The sequence below is a fragment of the Chelatococcus asaccharovorans genome (assembly GCF_003201475.1).
GTDB classification, from domain to species: Bacteria; Pseudomonadota; Alphaproteobacteria; order Rhizobiales; family Beijerinckiaceae; genus Chelatococcus; species Chelatococcus asaccharovorans.
Genome location: NZ_QJJK01000001.1, coordinates 699315 through 717171 on the forward strand (window position 1 = coordinate 699315; position 17857 = coordinate 717171).

The following is a 17857-nucleotide window of genomic DNA, read 5'->3' on the forward strand; positions in this document are numbered from 1 at the left end:
GCTCAGATGCGGTCACAGCGATACGAACTCAGGCCGCCGCGGCGACATCGAAGGAACCGACTATATTCGTTCCCGGCTTATTGTCGGAACCCATCGTCGTGTATTTTATTTCCAGCTTAGTGAATGAGATCGATATACTTTCTTCATCCTCACCATTACCCCGCCCGGTGAAGCTGTATGCCGATATAATCGCGTTCTGGAGTTCGATCCTCAGGTAGGGTGTCTTGCCCGACATCAGGAATATCAATTCAATTTTAAACGCATCCTTCACCTTGGCTGCATGCTCGAACAGCGCCGGCGAGCCTCCATCGACCCTTCTACGAATATGCACATCGCTGAGATTGGCCTCGCCGGCCTCGCGATTGGCCGTATTGCCCACCTTCTGACTGACATAGCGGGCAACGCCCCATTCGACGCTTGCCACATCGAGCGCATCCTTATAATCAGGATTAGTCGCCGAACCCTTTATCTTTTCGTGCTTGAGATATATCGTCATGCAGTCGATCCCACAGTAAAAACCAGATCAGATTGAAGGATATTATTTCATGGATCAAAATTCATCTTAAAATTTGCGACTGCAATAGAGTGCGCGCAGGATGCGATATAACGAAGATATACTCAAAAAACATTCTATTTTATAATATCTACTGACTGCCGCCGGCAATTCAGCAGAAGACGGATTCCTTCCCCGTCATCACCCCCGATCAACCCGGCCCGGCCCCGCCAGCAGCAGAACATGGTTGTCGTAGCATATGGTGGAGCGGCGATGGATACGCAGATACCAGGGATGGTGCGAAGCCTCATGGCGTATATGCCAACCGAGCGCCGCGATATGCTGGCGCAGGAGGGCCTCCGCATCAGACGCCGCCGCGAAGGACCGGTCGCGCGCACCGCTGCTCTCGCCCGCGGGCGTGGCAGCATCGCTCCAGTCGTAGGGAAGACTTACGACCGCCAGACTGCTGTCACCCAGCATCTCGCGCAGAGCCGCAAGCGCCTGAGCAGGGTTCGCCAGGCAATCCAGCAGATTGAGAGCTGCCAGAAACGCGAAGGACGCGGGCAGGAAAGGCGGATGATGCACATCGGCAACCCAGAAATCCACGCGCTCCCGGCCAGGAAACGACACGGGGACCGTTTGCATCCTGAACCGGCTACCGATGTCGCGCAGCGGATATGTCACCGCGCTCTCCGTGAGCGCCTGCCGCGCCAGGCGGAGCAAGGGGATATTGATGTCTATGCCAAGTACGAGCCCTTCCGTACGCGCGGCCAGGGCGAAGGTCGCACGCCCGGCCGCACAGCCGGCATCCAGGGCCGCCCCCGCCGGCAGCGCCTCTACACCGGCGAGGCCAGCCGCCAGACATCGCAGCACGCCGCCAGGTCCTCCCCCCGCATCTGGTCCTCCCCTCGCAACAGATCCTCCACCCGCATCAGGTCCTCCCCCCACATCAGGTCCTCCACCCGCCTCAGGTCGCGCCGCCGCAACCTCGCCGCCGCCGTAGTGGTCCCAGCCATAGACCGAGAGATGCCGCTGCATGGCCGGGAACCAACCGGACTGCGCGAAGGCTTCGCCAAACCAGGCCTGCAGTTCGTTCGGCCAGCGCTGGGGCAAGAGGCCATAGACGAGATGATCGGCCATAAAGCGGGCGGGGTCCGGCAGCAGGATGGGCAGGCCTTCGATAATCGGATAGCCGGCGGCACATTCCGGGCAGCGGATGAGCCCGGCCAGGACATCATCGTCCGCGCGCTGCCCATCTTGCAGCAAACGCAACGGCGCCGGCGGCGGGCCCGCGACATCCTTCCGCCATTGCATCAGGCAAGACGGGCAGCGTGGCGACAAGGTTTCGAAATGCGCGAGCCGCATGGCAGGGGTCAGGACCCGTTCAACCGGTCAGCACGGCGGCAGGCGATCGGTCCGGACGTGTCGGAGCCGCGCCCGTGGACGCCATTCGGCCGGCCCGCCCTCCGCGACGCGCGTTTCGGATCGGATGACCACATCCTGCCGCGGAACAGGCCGCCACCCGCGGCGCCGATCCGCACGCGCGGTGTCAGGGCCCCCACCGCCGACACATCGTCCGTCATGTCGTTTCTCCTGGCCTCTCTTGTCCGCTTCACGGCTCGCTGCGATGACGGGCCGCGCGCGGCCTCAGCCTCCGATGAGCACCGTCGGACATCCCGGTGACTGGATGCGCCCTGTCGGCGCCGGGATGGGCGCAATGCAGGCGGCATGCAGGGTCTCGTCCCCCACGCGCGCGGCCGGCAACCCGCCGATGAACACGCTGGATGACGCGCCTGATACCACGCCCGGCCCACCCGGCAGACACCCCGCCATCACGCAGGGTGCTGACATGTCGCCGAGACGCACGGCCGGCCGGCCGCCAATGAGGACGCTGGGCTCGCCGTTCACGAGCGGCAGCAGCATTGCCGGATGCGCACAGGGCGTCGGCACAGGCGCCGCCGGATGAATCGGGGCATGGCAGTGGGGAGCGGTTTGGCGGACGAGATCGCCCATTCTCGCAGCAGCTGGCATCCAGGGCCTCCACACCTCGTCGAGCCGCAACATCCGGCCGAACAGCCATCGGCATCATAAGTATATCATCCAACAAACTTATATATACTTCCTAATTTCCGCTTTACACCCGGCTATAAAGAAATATGCTCGCTTTCAACTCTATTGAAAGGGCGTTTCGCTGAGCGTCCTGTTTCATGCGCAAAATGAGATGCGAAACACTCATTCTCGTGATCGCGAGTGTTTATGGTTGGCCGTGCCATGCGGAAGACTGCGGATGCTGGACCACACATCCCTCGAAGATTCGACCGTATGCGCCGATGGTGCGTGAGCCATCGCGCGCCAACTCGGCGCGGACCCCTTTGGTGGCTGCCAATCGGTCGCGTCCCAAACGATGTTTCCCGAAAGGGTGTTTACCGGAAGGACATTCTTCGCGGGAGCCCTTCTGGCTGCACCAGAGGCGTCCGAATGTCCGGGCAAGAGATCAAGCAGTGCGTGATGACATGCCTCTTAGCCACCATTCTGGCCGGATGTGCCACAGCGGCTCCGCCCCGCCCGGCCATTTTACACGCAACTGTTGTTGCAGGGCTATCAGTGAACCCCGACGGTGATGGCCGCGCCTCGCCGGTCGTTGTCGAGATATTCGAGCTCTCTTCGCTAACGCCTTTCCAAGAGGCGGACTTCGATAGTCTTTATACGAAGGAAAAGCAGACATTAGGAGAAAATTTGCTAGCTACACATTCGACGATCGTCTCGCCAGGCGCGAGCAAAACCGTCACCGCCACCATGGCCCCGCAGACGACGGCTCTCGGCGTTATCGCCGGCTTTGCCGATCTTGACGGATTGCAATGGCGGGGCGCGCTCCAGACGTTGCCCGGCAAGGATGTGCGGGTTGCCATTGCCATCGACGGCGCCGGCATCACCGTCCGGCCGGTGCAATAGAGGCGGCTCATCTCGACTATGCTGCACAGGAGGCAAAGCCGGACGTCACTCAGATCCGCGAAGACATCCTCTTTGAGGCCGCTTCGGGTGCGCGCCGGAAACCTCGCCGCCCCTCATCTCGCAGTCCGAGACCAGTCCCATGCGGGAGGTCGTTACTCACACACTTTTTGATACGGATAGTTTATATACGAGTCCATATACATAAATGTCTGAATACAGCAAGGTTTCATGGTCGGAAGGAATGTTCATCCGACCGCAGCACTTCCAGCAGGAAACGCGCTACCTGGAGCAGCTCGTCCGGCGGCGCTGCCATGTCCTGCGCCCGTATGGATGGGGTTTAACTCATGTGGAGATCGACCGCGAGTTGCTCTCCACATGCCGTTTCGGCCTGCGCCATTGCGCCGGGGTATTCGAGGACGGCACGGCCTTCGCCCTGGGGGATGGCGACGGTCTCCTCAGCCCTTTGCTGCTGACGTCAGCGGCCAATGGGGCCGTCGTCTATCTCACACTTCCGGTCCGCCGCCCCGGCACAATCGAGATCACCGCCGCGGACGGCGCGGTCACATCCGCACGGTGTACCGCCGTGGCCGTGGCCACGCCGGATACGCACAGCCCGGACGGTACGGCGGCGGAGATCGATGTGGGCAAGTTGCGGCTGCGCTATGCCCTCGGCCGGCAGGGCGCCGCCCCCTCCGAGCTTGCGCTGCCGGTCGCCCGCATCGCCGATGTCGATGCCGCAACGGGCGCGCGGCTCGACGATCTCCATAGTCCGCCGGTGCTCCTGCTCGCTGCCTCGACGGCCCTCTCCCGCCTTATCATCGAGGTGGAGGGACTTCTGGCCCAGTGCGGAGAGACGCTCGTCAGGCGCCTTTGCGCGGGTTTCGACACGGCCGGACCGACCGAACTCCTGCTGCTGCAGAGCATCAACCGGCATCGCCTGCAGCTCCGGCACATCAGCGAGCATGGCCTCCACCATCCGGAAGCGGTCTTCCAGTTCCTGCTCGGGCTTGTCGGCGAATTGGCGACAACGGCCTCGCCGTCACTGCCGGCAGCCGACAGCTACCGCTATGACCACCAGGATCCCGCGCGCAGTTTCGCGCCGCTGCTTGCCGCGATCCGCCTTTATCTCGGCACACCCCATGATCGCGGCGCGATCCTCATCCCGCTCGTCGACGTGGGCGATGGCATTCACCACGCCGTAATCGACAGGAGCGATATGCCGCGCGGGTCACTCTTTTCGGACGCCTCCATCATCCTGGCCGCGCGTGCCGATATGGAGGCAAGCGCCCTGATCCAGCGGCTGCCGGCGCAGCTCAAGATCGCCGCGGAGAGCCAGATCCAGCATCTCGTCAATGCGGCGTTACCGGGCGTGAAATTGCGCCCCCTGGCCGCTCCGCCGCGGCAAATGCCTTTCAGCCCCGGCACGTCCTATTTCGAATGCGATCGTGCCGGCCCCCTGTGGAAGCAGGTAGTGGCCACCGAAAGCCTGGCGCTCCACATCACCGGCGAGTTCCCGGCTCTCGTCCTCGAAGTCTGGGCCGTGCGGGGATAGGTCGCGATGCGCATGGACAATCCCTTCGCAACGCCTGTCGACGCCGAGCGACAGCTTGCGCCGGCAGGCCCGTGCCCGCCAGCGCCCATGCCCAGCATGGCGACGGCGCCGCCCTTCGTGACGGACGACAACGGTGCCGAAGTGACGCGGGCGCTCGCGGCTGCCGCCTGCAACCCCATTCTCGCATGCGCCGCGCGATTGATATGGCTTGCCGGTCGCTTCGCGAATTTCACACCCAGGGATGTCGGTACCCTCCGGGATTGTCTCGCCGACGAGATCCGCCGCATCGGCACCCATAGCACCTTCGACACAGGGACGCGCGCGGCCGCCTGCTACGCCCTCGCCGCGACCTTCGACGACCTGGCCCTCAACGCGGCCTGGAGCAGCGGCGATGCCTGGGCGCGCAACACGCTGGTAAGCCTCATGTTCAACGAAGCCTGCGGTGGCGAGCGCTTCTTCGACCTCATGGCGCAGCTGCAGCACAACCCCAGACAGAATGCCGACACGCTCACGCTGATGTCCCTGTGTCTGGCGCTCGGGTTCCAGGGCAAGTTCCGCGTGCTGCCCGACGGTGCGGCGCAACTCGCCCTCATTCGCACCAAGCTCAGCAGGATGCTTGAGGAAACGGCGGATCCCCAAGACCAGCAGGGGCTCGCACGCCCTTCTCCGATAAACGCCCCTTATCGCGCGCCGCTGATATCCCGCGCCGCGCTTGCGCTATCCATCGCCCTGTCGGCGACCATCCTGGGGCTCGGCGCAGTCATGACGGCGACACTTGCAAGCCGCATGGAAACAGCCGCCTCCGACGCCGCCCGGTTGATACCCGGCCGCATGCCACGCTGGCTTGTGGCCACCGAGAACGGCGCGCCGCTGCCTGTGCTGCAACGTCCCACCACGCCCAGGCCCCAAGAAGTCTCCGCCGCGATTCCCGAAGCAGCCTCCACGCACCTCAGGCGCATGCTGACCCAAGAGATCGCGGACGGCCGGGTGAGTGTTGTCGAGGGGCCGGGCATCGCCACCGTCCGGCTCATCGATCGCACTCTCTTCGCCAGTGCCAGCGCCACGCTTTCCGCGACAACCAGAGAATTGCTCGGCGCCGTCGCGAAGGCGCTCGAGGGCCTGTCGCCAACGATCGCCGTAGTCGGCCACGCGGACAATCAGCCGATCCGAACACCGCAGATCGGCTCGAATGCCGTGCTGGCCAAGCGTCGGGCCGAGGCGGTCGCGGCTGCCCTGCGCGAGCAGCTGCCCTCCGGCGTCACCATCACTCCGGAGGGGCGTGGGGACAGGGAGCCTCTGGCGAGCAACGCTACGCCCGAAGGCCGCGCCCGCAATCGCCGCGTCGAGATCATCATCCCGGCAGGTCAGGCGGCTTCAGCACCTCCGCCATAAGCAGAGCAAACCGATGACCAAAACAGCCTGGCTTCTCGCGATCATCGTGCTCGGACTGGCGGTCGAACTTGCTGTCGCCCTCTGGTTCGGCGCGCCCGCGCTCTCAATCGCCGGGATGCAGCCCTTCGCCGGGGTGATGCCGCGTGTCGCGGCAATCGCACTGATCGGATTGCTGGCCATCGCGGTGATTGCTGTGCTCGTTGCGCGGCGAGGCCGTTTGACGGATAGACGCCAGCTGGAGGCCGAGCGCGCCACGGCCGCCGAGATCGCCGTGCTGCGCCACGCTATCAGGGATATCCTGCGCCGCCGCGGCAATCGCTGGCGCTGGCTGCGGCCAGCTGCATATTCGGTCCCCTGGTATGTTGTGCTCACATCGCAGGTGGGGTCCGCGGGCCCCTTGCTCAAGGCCATGGGGTTCCGGCCGGCGGCGGTGGGCCGGCAAGAGCTCAACGATGCCGGCACGGCCCCGCTCGCCGCCCTGTGGTCCGGGCCGCGCGCGCTGGTCCTTGCAGTGGATGCGCCCGGGGATACCGTCCTGGCGGATGGCGACACCGAAACCGGCATGCGCTGGCGCGCCTTGCTGAAGCTCATCCGCCGGATGCGTCCACAACAGCCGCTCAACGGTCTGATCCTGGAAGTCAGCGCGAGCGCGTTTCTCGACAGCACGGCCGGCCGTCGTGCGACCCTCGCCGAGGACTGGCGCGATCGTATCGCGCTGGCCGCGCATATCGTCGGCCCTTCCATTCCCGCCTATCTCGCCGTCACCGGCATCGACGATCTGCGCGGCTACCACGCGAGCTGTGCCGATCTCGACGAGATGACCCTCCTTGATCTCACCGGCGCAACACTGGCCGACACCACGGAAGCGCGGGCCCAGGAACAGGCCAAGGCGCTTCACGAGGCCCTGCGCAACATGCTGAGGCGCCTTGCGCGGCATGCGGCGCGGCGCGCCGGAGCCGCCCCGCAGTCCGAACAGGCTGGATGCATTCTGGAGTTTCCGGCTGAGGTCGCGATCCTCGCCGATCGCATCACGCAATTCGCCGTGACGATGCTGCGCCCCGACCCCGGCAGGCCGACACTCTCACTGCGCGGGGTCCAGTTCGTCCAATTGCCGACAACGCAGCCCAATCTCCCCGACGATCGGCTTCTGCGTGGCGCAGCCCGTGTCCTGGCGCTTGACGTCGAGCAATTCAGCCCGTGCCATTCCACAAGGCTGAGGGCTGACGGCACGGGGCTCGCGGGGCGCTTTCTCCATCGGGACGTCCTGCCGGAAGCGGGTCTCGCCAACCGGCATCATCCGTTGCGGGCGGCGTGGCGGGCAACCCTTCCAGCACTGGCGGCGCTGGCTCTGCTTGCGAGCAGCGTCACATTCGGCCTCGTCTTGCAGGACAGGCTCCTGGAAGCGGACCGGACGCTGGACCATGTCGAGCAGTCGTTGGCGGCCAGCGACAGCGCCGTCCGCGCCCTCGACACGGACGCGCCGCTCCCCGACCTCGGCCGCACCCTGCCCGTGCTCGATCGGCTGGCGGCGGAGGTGCCCGAAGTGGCCACGCTCGGAGCAGGCCTTCCCCTGTCCGATGCACGGGAGACCCTGGCCAATGCGCATCGTGACGCATACCGCCGGGCCCAGCTTCATCTTCTGCTGCCCCACCTTCTCGTCGGGATTCAGGCACAACTACCGACCGAAAGCCCGCAGGGGCTCACGCCCCAGGCGGAGCTCGCGCTTTTCGACAGGCTGATGACCTATCTCACGCTCGGCGGGCAAAGCCCGGGGGGCACCGAAGCTGCCCTGACCTGGCTGCTGGCGCACAGCGACGAAGTCGCGCCAGGGCTGGACGACGACGCCACGGCCCGTCTCGCCACACATCTTCACGCCCTTCTTGCAGGCCCGCTGCCGCGCATACCGCTCGACGAAGCCCGTATTGCGGCCGCGCGCAGAGCGCTTTCCATCAATACGCTCGTACTGCGCGGCCTCGCCACCCTGCAAGCCAAGGCGCGTGCCGCCGACGACCTGCCGGCATGGCGGCCCATCGATGCAGCCGGTCCCATCGCCGGCCGGCTGCTCATACGGCGCTCAGGCCGGCCCTTGAGCGACGGCATTCCCGCCTTCTACACGCGCGCCGGCTTCCTCACCATCGTTGCGCCCGCCTTGCAGGAGGTCGCGGCACAAGTCGCAACGGAAGCCTGGGTCATCCCCCTGACGGCAGGACCGGACAATACCGACCTCGCCAAGGTACTGGAACAGGAGATCGCGGACGACTACTTCACGGCCTATGTCGATAGCTGGAACGAGCTGCTCGACGACGTGACGGTGGCACAGGGCATGACGCTGCAACAGGCGGCCCAGCAACTCACGCAGCTCGCGGGGCCGGCCTCGCCGCTTGAGCGCCTTTACCAGGCGGCGAGCCGGGAGACGGATCTCACGCCGCCGCCCGCCGCCACGACATCCCCCCCTGCCAGCCGCGCCGAGGGTTCACTGGCGAAGGCGATTGCCACGGGTGAACCTGTCACGACGCGCTTCGCGTGGCTGAGGGAACTCGTCGCAACCGGCGACAACGGCCCATCGCGGCTACGGCAGACCATTGACAGCTTCGGTGCCCTTGGCCGCCAGATGGCGCAGACGGCTTATCTCCCGACGGATGCAGCACCCACACTGTCGGCCGGCTCGGCCGCGGGACAAGTGGCGGACAGCGCGGCGAGCCTCCCGCCGCCGCTGGCGCGGATCGCGAATGAGGTCGCCCGTGCCGCCACGAGCATGACCTCTGCCGCAACGGACGACCGGGTCACGACGGCCTGGCGCGACGTGGAGCCATTCTGCCGGCTTGTCACGGGCAATCGCTACCCCTTCTATGGGCAGGCGAGCCAGGCCACATCGCTCGACGATTTCGCGGCCCTCTTCGGGCCACAGGGACGGCTGGAGAAATTCTTCGCGACCTATATCCGGCCCTTCGTCGATACGACTGCGCCCGCGTGGCGGGTCCACCCCGTACATGGCATGGCGATCGACATCGATCGCCCAGCGCTGGAGCAGTTCCAGCGGGCGGCCCGCATACGCGATGCCTTCTTCGCGGACAATCCTGCCGCGCCTTCGGTTCGTTTCAGTCTCGAACCCCTGCGGCTTGATGCAACCGCCGAGACCCTGACCTATGCCATCGGAGGCCAGACGCTCGTCTACCGACACGATCCCGTGCGCCTATGGCCCATGCAATGGCCACCGCCGGACGGACAATTGACGGCGCAGATCCAGGTGACCCCCTGGGTCGCGAACGAACCCGGCAGCCTCGCTTTCCGCGGGCCCTTCGCCTTCCTGAGGCTGATCGAGGCTGGCACACCGAAACCCGACGGCAAGGCGCCCGATCGCTTCATCCTGCGCTACGCCCTCGGCTCGCGCGCGGCGTCTCTGCGGCTCACCGCAGCGAGCATCATCAACCCCTTCAATTTACAGGATCTCCGGCAGTTCCGCTGCCCGGAGATCCCGTAATGACGACGCCGGCAGAAGAGGCGTCGGGCAAGGGGGGAAGCCGTGCCCCGCGCTGCAACCGACGCCGGAGGAAGGAACGCCCATGAATACACCGGACAGCAAGCTTGCCGAATATTATGCCAAGTTCTTTTGCGCAAATATACTTAGAAATATTTATGAAAATTGCGAAAAAACACGCGCAGTCGATCGCGAAACAGCTATTAATAGGATCGCAAAATTCTGCAAAATCGACCGATCCGCCGCAACAGATTTATGTGAGAAAGGGGTCAAATTTCTACAATCCGCACGATTGACAATGAATTTCGATTTATCAAATTTCGATTTTTCGCGTCTCGCCAAGACCGAAGGACGGATCATCAATTGTCTTGAACGCGGCTGCAAGCCACAAGAGCCCCAGGGATATGTTTTTGGACGAGCGCGGCTTGAGGAAAATCTGTTCCATATGGAGGATCTGTTCAGGTCGCTCCCCTTCGGGCAATGCGGCCGCTATGAGAGCACGGATACGCCTGGCATCCGCAGCCGGGGGTTTCATCCGTTCAGTCGCCCGATTTACTGTGCGCTCGACGTACTGTCCGGCGCGAACGGCGCGGCGGCGACTTATGGATACAGCTTCCTTGTATTCAAGGACTACGTGAAGGCGATATGCACCTACGCCCCTGTTGATACGATGGCGACAGATCTTATTGGCCGTAGTTCCGTTGCTTTTGACAAGCTGGCGACCTTCTACCACATGGAAAGGCTGATCGCTAATATGCAGAATGATCGCCTTGGATACGACTGCTTCGGAAGTTTCATAGCAAAATTCGCGGGCAAAGACGTTACACCTCATCGTAATTACGGCCGCGGCGGGCGGAATAACTACATCGACGTGCAGCTGCACGGGCAGCCGTACATTAACCGAGATGTCGATCAGATCTACCTATCAAGATACGAAGCTGACATACTATCAAGAAAAATATCAAGTAAGAATTTTGAATCGATAATGAAATCCGTTGAAGACATCAACAAATCAGCCCGTAGAAAAATTATAGTTTTGATATAGGGAATTCAGTGCTGCTATTGACGATAGCATGCGGTTCCACGAGGGAACCACCGCGTCATTCCGAGGCGAGCGGCTCAAGTTCCAATGCCAAATTCAACACTCCATTAAAACCAATATCTTGCTAGCGGCCCTCGTCAATCCGACATTGGCTCCGAGGCCCGCATCAGGCGGATGCCAATCTCGGGGTCGAAGCCCTAGTAGTTCCACTCCATGCCGACCCCGACGGCGCCGCCGCCGGCTCCCGCCTCGGCCTCGAGCTTGATGTTGCGGCCGAGGTCGATATCGACCGCGGCGCGGCTCGATTCCGGCGTAGCGCCCTGCCGGATGCTCAACCGCATCCTGTCATTGATCTGCTTGCCAATGCCGACCGCGACACCGCCGGTCCCATCGGAATTGGTTGTCCCGAGATCGATGGAATCGAGGCCCAGCGACGAGCCGATCGCGCCGAGCGGTCCGCCCCCCTCGCCCGTCAGCTCGGCCAGCGCCTGGGCAAGCTGGATCGCCTGGCCAGTCGACAGGCTGCCGGACGGCTTGCCGAACAGAAGCCGCGCCAGCACCTCATCCCGCGGCAGCTCCGGCGAGGATGTGAAGTCCAACTGCGGATTGGAGGCCTTGCCCGTCACGAGAATACGCGCGGTTATTCCGGCTGCTGTCGATTCGGCCTCGAAGTTGATGCGCGGGTCGAAATCGCCGTCGAGGGAGACTTCGCCGCGCGTGAAAGTGAGCTGGCGGCCGAGCAGCGAGAGCGTTCCGCGACGCAGCGTGAAGGCGCCGTCGGCCTGCGGCGCGGCACTGGTGCCGCGGATCGTCAGCTGGCCGCCGAGCTGGGCGTTGATGCCCTGCCCGCGCACCACGATACCGCTCCGCGCGGCCACCCGAATGTCAAGCGTAGCGGCGAAGGGATTGGCCGCCTGCGCAGCCGCCGCCCGCTGTTCTGCCGCGACGCGGGCGCGCACCGCGGGCGGCGCGTTAACGCGCGTGACCGGGATCGGCGTTGCGGAGAAGGGGAAGCGCTTCGGCAAGGTGATTTCCAGCGCCGAGAACTCGATGGACCCGGTGACGCTCGGGCGGGTCGCGAGTGCGCCCGCGATGGCGAGGTCCGCATTCGCGGTGGCATTCACGATCGGTGTTGCCATGAGCTGCGCGTTGTTCGCCTTGATGGCGATCTGGCCGGGGAAGCCTGCAGACGGATCCAGCGCCACGCGTCCCGAACCGGTAATGGCTCCGCCGTTACGCGCCCGCGCCGAGAGGCTGGAGATCACGAGCTCGCGCTCCGACCCGTTGATCACGGCCTCGATATTGGTGAGCGTCACGCCGTTGGCCGCGTCCTGGAAGCGCCCATTGGTGATACGGATGGTGCCGGCCGCCGTCGGCGCGGCGGCCGTGCCGCGGATGCGCAGGTCAGTAACGGCCTGGCCGGTGAGCGTCTGGCCGGCGGCCGAGAGGCGGGCATTCATCAGGCCAAGATCGATGCGGCCGTTGACGCCGATGTCGAGCGCGCCGGCGCCCATCGGGGCGGAGCCGGTGATCTGCAAGTTGGAATTCGCAAGACCGGTCACGCGCGCGTCCACATTGACGCGCCCGTTGCCAAGCGTGCCTTCCGCAGTCACGCCGAGGGGCCTGAGACCCGCGTCGCTGATCTGCGGCGCGGTAAGATTGGTGATGGCAAGGTTGTAGCGGCCGGACGGCTGGGCGGCGGGTCCGGTCAGTGTCACATCACCGTTGAGGGCACCCGTCACCCCAAGCCCCGGCGCGAACAGCTCGGCGATGGTCAGGGGGATGGCCCGGGCGGCGACCCTGAGGTCCAGCCGCTCGCCCGCCGAACCGGCCACCGTCAGCCGGCCTGAGCCGGCGCGCAGTTCCACGTTGGACAGCGTGACCGTGCCATCACGAAGGCTGAAACGGGCATCAGGCGCCAGCGACAGGGTCTGACCGCGGGTCAATGTCAGGCGGCGGATCAGCGCCTCGATCCCCCCATCGGTGGGCGTGATGCGCGCCGCGGTGGTGAGATCCGCGCCCTGAACGACCGCCGTGAGGTTGAGATCGGTCGCATTGCCCTGCCCTTCCGCGGTGAGTCGTGCGCGGGATATCGTGAGGCCGCTCGTGGCGATGCCATCGACATCCACCTGCCCGCTGAAGGCGGGAGCCTGGAACAGGTCGCGCCCATTGGCATTGATCTTCGCGTCCGTCAGTGTGACGCCGAAGGCATCGATGCGGCTCGCCGAGCCGGTGATCCGCGCCGCCTGCTTGCCACCGGGCGCCTCGAAATTCGCCATCAGTTCCAGCCGGCCGGCAATTTCGGCGAGGACAAGCGGCGCAAGGTCGCGCAGATCCCCTGCCGTGACGGACACCTGGCCGGTGACGAGCGAGGCCGGCGTCGCGGCCAGCGACCCGCGCACGGCGACTGAGCCGAGGGTGATATCGAGGTCACGCACCTCGGCGGCGCCGTCAGCTTTGCGCGCGAACTGGCCGCTGCCGCGCGCCGGCTTGCCGTTGACGCTGCCGTCGAGCTTGAGCTCGCCCTGCGGCGCGTTCAGAACATCGGCGGCCGTCACATTCAACGTCAGCCGTTCGATGGGGCGCCCCATCGCCTTGGCATCACGGAGCGCGATGGTCGCGCGGCTGTCGAGCTTCGACAGGCTTCCGGTCAGCGTCGCCGAGATGTCGCCACGTCCCGTGATACGCTGATCGAGCCGCTGCAATTCCGGCAGGGCGATCTTGGCAACCACGTTGGCGCGCTCTTTCGTCGCCGAGCCGTCAGCCGTCAGCGATACATAGGCGGCATCGGCCGAGAAGGTCTCGAAGCCAAAGCTGCCGTCACCGGCGCGGCGCACCGTGCCTTTGACAGTCGCCCGCCCGCCAATGAGATTGTCGGCAACTGGAATGCCCGTCTTCAGATCCTGGGCGGCGCCGTCCAGCGCAACCACCAGCCGGCTCAAATCGAAGGCCGCGTCGACATCGGCTGCGAGCCGCACCCGGCCGCTCAGGTCCTGATCGACAAAGCCGCGCAGGGCGGCCATATCGGCGCGCTCGATCATCAGCTTGCCCTTGACGGAGGCGGGATCGACCTGCCCCACATAGGTGGCGACGATCGGCGTGGCCTCGATGCGCGAAGACGTGATGTCGAGCCTGCCGCTTCGGTCAGCCCGCCCCTCAGCCGCCAGCGTCAGCCGTGGCCCGAGCGCTGCTGCGACGGCCTTGTCGCTGGCCGACAAGGCATCGGCGACGCCATTGAGCTTGACGGCGAAGCGGGTCGCCTCTGCCGTAAGGGGCCCATCGCCCCGCGCCGTTGCCGTGAGCGTAACCGTTCCAGCGCCATAGCGGCTGCCGGCAGCGGTGACGCCAATCTCGCGGCCATCCACCTTCAGCGACAGCTCGGGCGCGTTGACCGTGCCGCCAAGCACGAGATCCGCCACCAGGGATTGCCAGGACGCCATGGGTATGATGCGGCCGTCAGGACCGGCAACCTTGGGAAGAAAACCGGCGAACGGGGCGGCATTACCTATGGTAAGCCGCGCCTTGCCCGCCACGGCGCCGCCCGGAGCGATGGCACCATCGCCGCTCAATTGAAAAGCGCTGTTCGACGCGGTGACGTCGCGCAGGGTGACCGCACCATCGTCAGCGAATAATGCATCGAGCTTGATGGTCGCGGGGCCGAGCAGTGGCTCGAGATCCTGCGGCAGCACCGCGCCCACGTCAGCGAGGAGCGTCGCGTCGAGGCTGCGCGACGTGCCCGTGCGTTTCAGGGTCGCCTCGCCCTCTGCCCCGGCCTTGTCGCCCATGGTCAGGCGCAGACGTCCGCTCCAGTCGTCGAGCGGGCCGTCGCCACTGATGCTGAGGGAGATCGGCGGCGCGCCGCGCAAGGCGGCCAGGCGGGATACGAGGCCGCCAGGTGGCTCGCTTGCATCCACCGCGAGCTTGAGTTGTTGCGTATCCGGCCGGAAGTTGAGCTGGATGCTGGCGCGGCCCGGCGTGGAGTCGATGCGGTCCGCCGAGATGTCGAGGACGAGGCCCTGCGCCGGGTCGACCAGGCGGGCCATACCGGTGAGCGAGAGCGCGGCGGGCGCGCCGAGCAGCGGCTCACCCAGCGTCAGGCGCGCGATGTCCAAGCGTTCCAGGGAAACACCGAACGGCAGTTGCGGGATTCCGGAAGACGGCTCCGCTGGAGCCGGCGAGGCAGGCGTGTCCGGTGCGCGTGCCACGTCGAGATGGCCGAGGCGCACGAGTTCGACATCGAGCCGCCCGCGGATCAGGGCAAGGGGTCGCCAGCGCAGATCCGCCTGATCGAGAGACAGCCAGACGCCACGCGGATCGGCGATCGTCACGTCAAGCACGCGCATCTCCGCCGGCAGCGCGCCCTCGAGACGGCCGATGCGGATGGTCATGCCATCGCTGCTGGCGAAACGTTCGACAAGCCGCACGATCTCGGCGCGGCCGAAATCCGTGCGCGTCAGCACGACGAGCCCAAGCGCCACGACGACGACCAGCCCGATAAGGGCTTGCAACGCCACGCGCAGGAGGGGAAAGGATACTCGCCGCATCAGAATGACTGTCCAAGACTCATGTAAATGCCGTAGGGCGGGTCGCCCTTGTCGCGATTCAAGCCGCGCGCCACGTCCAGGCGGAGCGGGCCGAGGCTCGTGTAGTAGCGAAGCCCGATGCCCGCCGAATATTTGATGCCATCGTCGTCGAAGGAGGGCACGCTGTCGCGGAAGGCGCCGCCCGCATCGACGAAAGGCACGATGCCGATCGTATCGGTGACCTTCATGCGCATCTCCACCGAGCCTTCGAGAAGGCTGCGCCCACCGATGACCCGGCCGAAGGCGTCCGTCGGGCCTATGCTCTGGTAGTCGTAGCCGCGAACCGACCCGCCACCACCGGCAAAGAAGCGGTGCGGAGGCGGAACATCGTAGAGGCTCGCGCCGACGATGCTCCCCATGCGAACCCGACCGGCAAGAATATAGCGCGACTCCTTGTCCAAACTGAGGTAGCCCGAGGCCGTTCCCGTCATCACCGTCATATTCGTGGTCGAGCCGAGGAAGCTCGGATAAGGCGTGACGGTGCCGGTCAGACGGAAGCCGCGCGTGGGATCGAGCTTGGAATCCGTCGTGTCGTAGGTCGCCTCGACCGGAATGCCCACGAGGGTGTAATAGCGACCTGCACCGTTGACGTCGCTATAGGCGCGCATGAATTTGGCGCGCTCGAAGCTCAGGCCGACCTGGGCCGTGAACGCCTTGGAAAACTCGCGCTTGACGCCGATCGAGCCGAGAAAACCCTGCTGGGTGTAATTCTCGGTGACGTTGCGCAGATAATTGGCCTTCACGATCAGGTCATCCTCGACCGTGAAGATTCCAGGCACCTCGAATGTCGCACCGACGTTGAAGCCGAGCCTGTCCTGCCAGGAGACTTCCTGGCCGTCCGCCCCCAGAATCTTCCCCGACGCGCCGGCGACGGTCGCATCGAGCCGCAGCCGCTCGGCATTGCCGAACAGGTTGCGATGACCCCAGTAGGCATTCACCGAGGGGCCGTCCGTATTCGAATATTTCGCGCTGAAGCCCACGAAACGGGGCAGCCGCTCCTTCACGTCAACGTCGATCGGCAATTCGCCAGCATCGTTCAAGGCGCTGCCTTCGCGAATCCGGACGGAATCGAAGACATCGTAGGAATTGAGTTCCCGGCGGAAATCATCGAGCGCGGTCGTGGAAAAAACATCCCCCGGCTGGAAAGTCACCCGACGGCGAATGAAATTGGGATTGAGCCGGTCGGTTCCGGAAATCTTGACGTCGCCGAAGCGCACGATCGGCCCTGGCTCGACACGCAGGGTGACGTCCATGTGGCCCGTGGCATAGTCCACGATGGCATCGCGCTTCACCGCCTTGGCGAAGGCATGGCCGATATCGCGGAACCGTGCGACCAGCGCCGCCTCGGCGGATAAGACGACGCTGCTCTCGGCCGGCTGGCCAGGCGCAAACCTCAGTTTTGCCCAGGCCTCGGGCGGATCAACCGCCGCGCCTGTCGCCGCATTCACGGCCTTCAGGCTTCCGAAGGTGAACAGGCGGCCGGGATCGACATTGATGACGACGGGCACGGCGCCTGTCCGGCGGGCCGCGTTGACCCGGGCCGTGGCGGCCGCCTCGTCCACGTCGACGCCGGCCACGCTCACGGTGATCTTGGCTTCGTAGTAGCCGAGCGCCGCCATGGTCGAGAACAGCCGCGGCAAATCCGCCGCGGCGCGCTGCACCAGGCCTTCCGCGCCGGAGGGCGGGCTGTTCTTCAACTCCTCCAGGTTGGAGGCGTCCCGAATCCGTTGCTCAAGCGTATCGTCATCCCCAACGACATGGATCGTCACCTCATAGGGGACCGCATCCGGCACCGGGATCGTCGGCTGCTCAGGCTCCTGCTTGCGTCCGAAAAGGCGATCGAAGAAGGAGCGGTTGTCGGTGCTTCCAGCCTGTCCAGACGTCCGGCTACCAGCCGCCGCCGTCTGCGCATGAAGATCCCCGGGGGCTGTCGCGAGCGAAGCGAAGCACAATCCCACGCCGACCGCCCAGACCCTCGGCTGCGCCCATGCCTTCGGCTGCGCCAAGGCTTTCAGCTGAACCCCGCCACCGAAGCCGGCTTCGAGCGTCGGGCCTGAAGCAGCCCTTCGACGACGGCGCCTCCTGTTCGGGGCAGGATTGGAAGACAGGACTTTCACTGAACGCAACTCAACTCGCGGGACCCACATGTCGCGGCGACGCCTCGGGTCGCGCGATCAGGAGGCCATATCAACAACTGCAATTCCTTAAAATGCATTCGACCATGATAAGGATGACAAATGGTGAACGCCACCTCGCGTCGATAAAACTCCGGTTGCATGGAGCGCGGCAAGCATTGCCCGCTCTTCCCATGACCACGTAGGGGCGTTATCACGCCTGTCTCGGCCCTGCCGGCGACCCGCCGATA

The 17857-nt window shown here is 65.0% G+C and carries 11 protein-coding genes; 5 read left to right on the forward strand and 6 right to left on the reverse strand.

All coding sequences use genetic code 11. From position 1 onward, the window contains the following. Positions 1-28: 28 nt before the first annotated feature. The 4 genes from C7450_RS03315 to C7450_RS03330 all read right to left on the reverse strand — a co-directional run bounded on the left by C7450_RS03315 (position 29) and on the right by C7450_RS03330 (position 2524). Positions 29-496, reverse strand: a complete 468-nt coding sequence (locus tag C7450_RS03315) for an Hcp family type VI secretion system effector (protein ID WP_110372929.1) — start codon at positions 494-496, stop codon at positions 29-31. 198 nt (positions 497-694) lie between these two features. Beyond that, positions 695-1858, reverse strand: a complete 1164-nt coding sequence (locus tag C7450_RS03320; RefSeq protein ID WP_110372930.1) for a class I SAM-dependent methyltransferase — start codon at positions 1856-1858, stop codon at positions 695-697. 8 nt (positions 1859-1866) lie between these two features. After that, positions 1867-2076 (reverse strand): hypothetical protein, encoded by a 210-nt coding sequence (locus C7450_RS03325; RefSeq protein ID WP_110372931.1) that lies wholly within the window; start codon positions 2074-2076, stop codon positions 1867-1869. Positions 2077-2140: 64 nt separating this feature from the next. Beyond that, positions 2141-2524 (reverse strand): PAAR domain-containing protein, encoded by a 384-nt coding sequence (locus C7450_RS03330; RefSeq protein WP_110373238.1) that lies wholly within the window; start codon positions 2522-2524, stop codon positions 2141-2143. A gap of 447 nt (positions 2525-2971) precedes the next feature. Here C7450_RS03330 and tssJ point away from each other — a divergent pair, with 447 nt between their 5' ends. The 5 genes from tssJ to C7450_RS03355 all read left to right on the forward strand — a co-directional run bounded on the left by tssJ (position 2972) and on the right by C7450_RS03355 (position 10912). Next, on the forward strand, positions 2972-3445 hold the full coding sequence (tssJ, locus tag C7450_RS03335) for a type VI secretion system lipoprotein TssJ (protein WP_170147020.1): 474 nt from the start codon (positions 2972-2974) through the stop codon (positions 3443-3445). Between the two features lie 205 nt (positions 3446-3650). After that, positions 3651-4997 carry a type VI secretion system baseplate subunit TssK gene (gene tssK, locus C7450_RS03340; protein ID WP_110372933.1) on the forward strand — a complete coding sequence of 449 codons (1347 nt, stop codon included), beginning with the start codon at positions 3651-3653 and terminating at the stop codon, positions 4995-4997. A gap of 6 nt (positions 4998-5003) precedes the next feature. Continuing rightward, entirely contained in the window at positions 5004-6389 is a 1386-nt protein-coding gene (icmH, locus tag C7450_RS03345; protein ID WP_110372934.1) for a type IVB secretion system protein IcmH/DotU, read from the forward strand. Between the two features lie 13 nt (positions 6390-6402). Further along, positions 6403-9870, forward strand: a complete 3468-nt coding sequence (gene tssM, locus C7450_RS03350) for a type VI secretion system membrane subunit TssM (RefSeq protein ID WP_110372935.1) — start codon at positions 6403-6405, stop codon at positions 9868-9870. A gap of 82 nt (positions 9871-9952) precedes the next feature. Beyond that, entirely contained in the window at positions 9953-10912 is a 960-nt protein-coding gene (locus C7450_RS03355) for a DUF3626 domain-containing protein (RefSeq protein ID WP_110372936.1), read from the forward strand. 194 nt (positions 10913-11106) lie between these two features. Here C7450_RS03355 and C7450_RS03360 read toward each other — a convergent pair whose 3' ends face one another. Both C7450_RS03360 and C7450_RS03365 read right to left on the reverse strand, forming a co-directional pair. Next, on the reverse strand, positions 11107-15453 hold the full coding sequence (locus C7450_RS03360) for a translocation/assembly module TamB domain-containing protein (RefSeq protein WP_110372937.1): 4347 nt from the start codon (positions 15451-15453) through the stop codon (positions 11107-11109). Next, a complete protein-coding gene (locus C7450_RS03365; RefSeq protein ID WP_170147022.1) occupies positions 15453-17450 on the reverse strand; it encodes an autotransporter assembly complex protein TamA in 1998 nt (665 codons plus the stop codon). The genes C7450_RS03360 and C7450_RS03365 overlap by 1 nt, the downstream gene beginning before the upstream one ends. Positions 17451-17857: the final 407 nt, after the last annotated feature.

What these genes read in the sequence shown, in the direction of transcription:
- tssK (WP_110372933.1), top strand. Translation starts at nt 3,651, where the DNA reads ATGTCTGAATACAGCAAGGTTTCATGGTCGGAAGGAATGTTCATCCGA.
- C7450_RS03355 (WP_110372936.1), top strand. Translation starts at nt 9,953, where the DNA reads ATGAATACACCGGACAGCAAGCTTGCCGAATATTATGCCAAGTTCTTT.
- icmH (WP_110372934.1), top strand. Translation starts at nt 5,004, where the DNA reads ATGCGCATGGACAATCCCTTCGCAACGCCTGTCGACGCCGAGCGACAG.
- tssJ (WP_170147020.1), top strand. Translation starts at nt 2,972, where the DNA reads ATGTCCGGGCAAGAGATCAAGCAGTGCGTGATGACATGCCTCTTAGCC.
- C7450_RS03315 (WP_110372929.1), bottom strand. Translation starts at nt 496, where the DNA reads ATGACGATATATCTCAAGCACGAAAAGATAAAGGGTTCGGCGACTAAT.
- tssM (WP_110372935.1), top strand. Translation starts at nt 6,403, where the DNA reads ATGACCAAAACAGCCTGGCTTCTCGCGATCATCGTGCTCGGACTGGCG.
- C7450_RS03320 (WP_110372930.1), bottom strand. Translation starts at nt 1,858, where the DNA reads ATGCGGCTCGCGCATTTCGAAACCTTGTCGCCACGCTGCCCGTCTTGC.
- C7450_RS03330 (WP_110373238.1), bottom strand. Translation starts at nt 2,524, where the DNA reads ATGCCAGCTGCTGCGAGAATGGGCGATCTCGTCCGCCAAACCGCTCCC.
- C7450_RS03360 (WP_110372937.1), bottom strand. Translation starts at nt 15,453, where the DNA reads ATGCGGCGAGTATCCTTTCCCCTCCTGCGCGTGGCGTTGCAAGCCCTT.
- C7450_RS03325 (WP_110372931.1), bottom strand. Translation starts at nt 2,076, where the DNA reads ATGACGGACGATGTGTCGGCGGTGGGGGCCCTGACACCGCGCGTGCGG.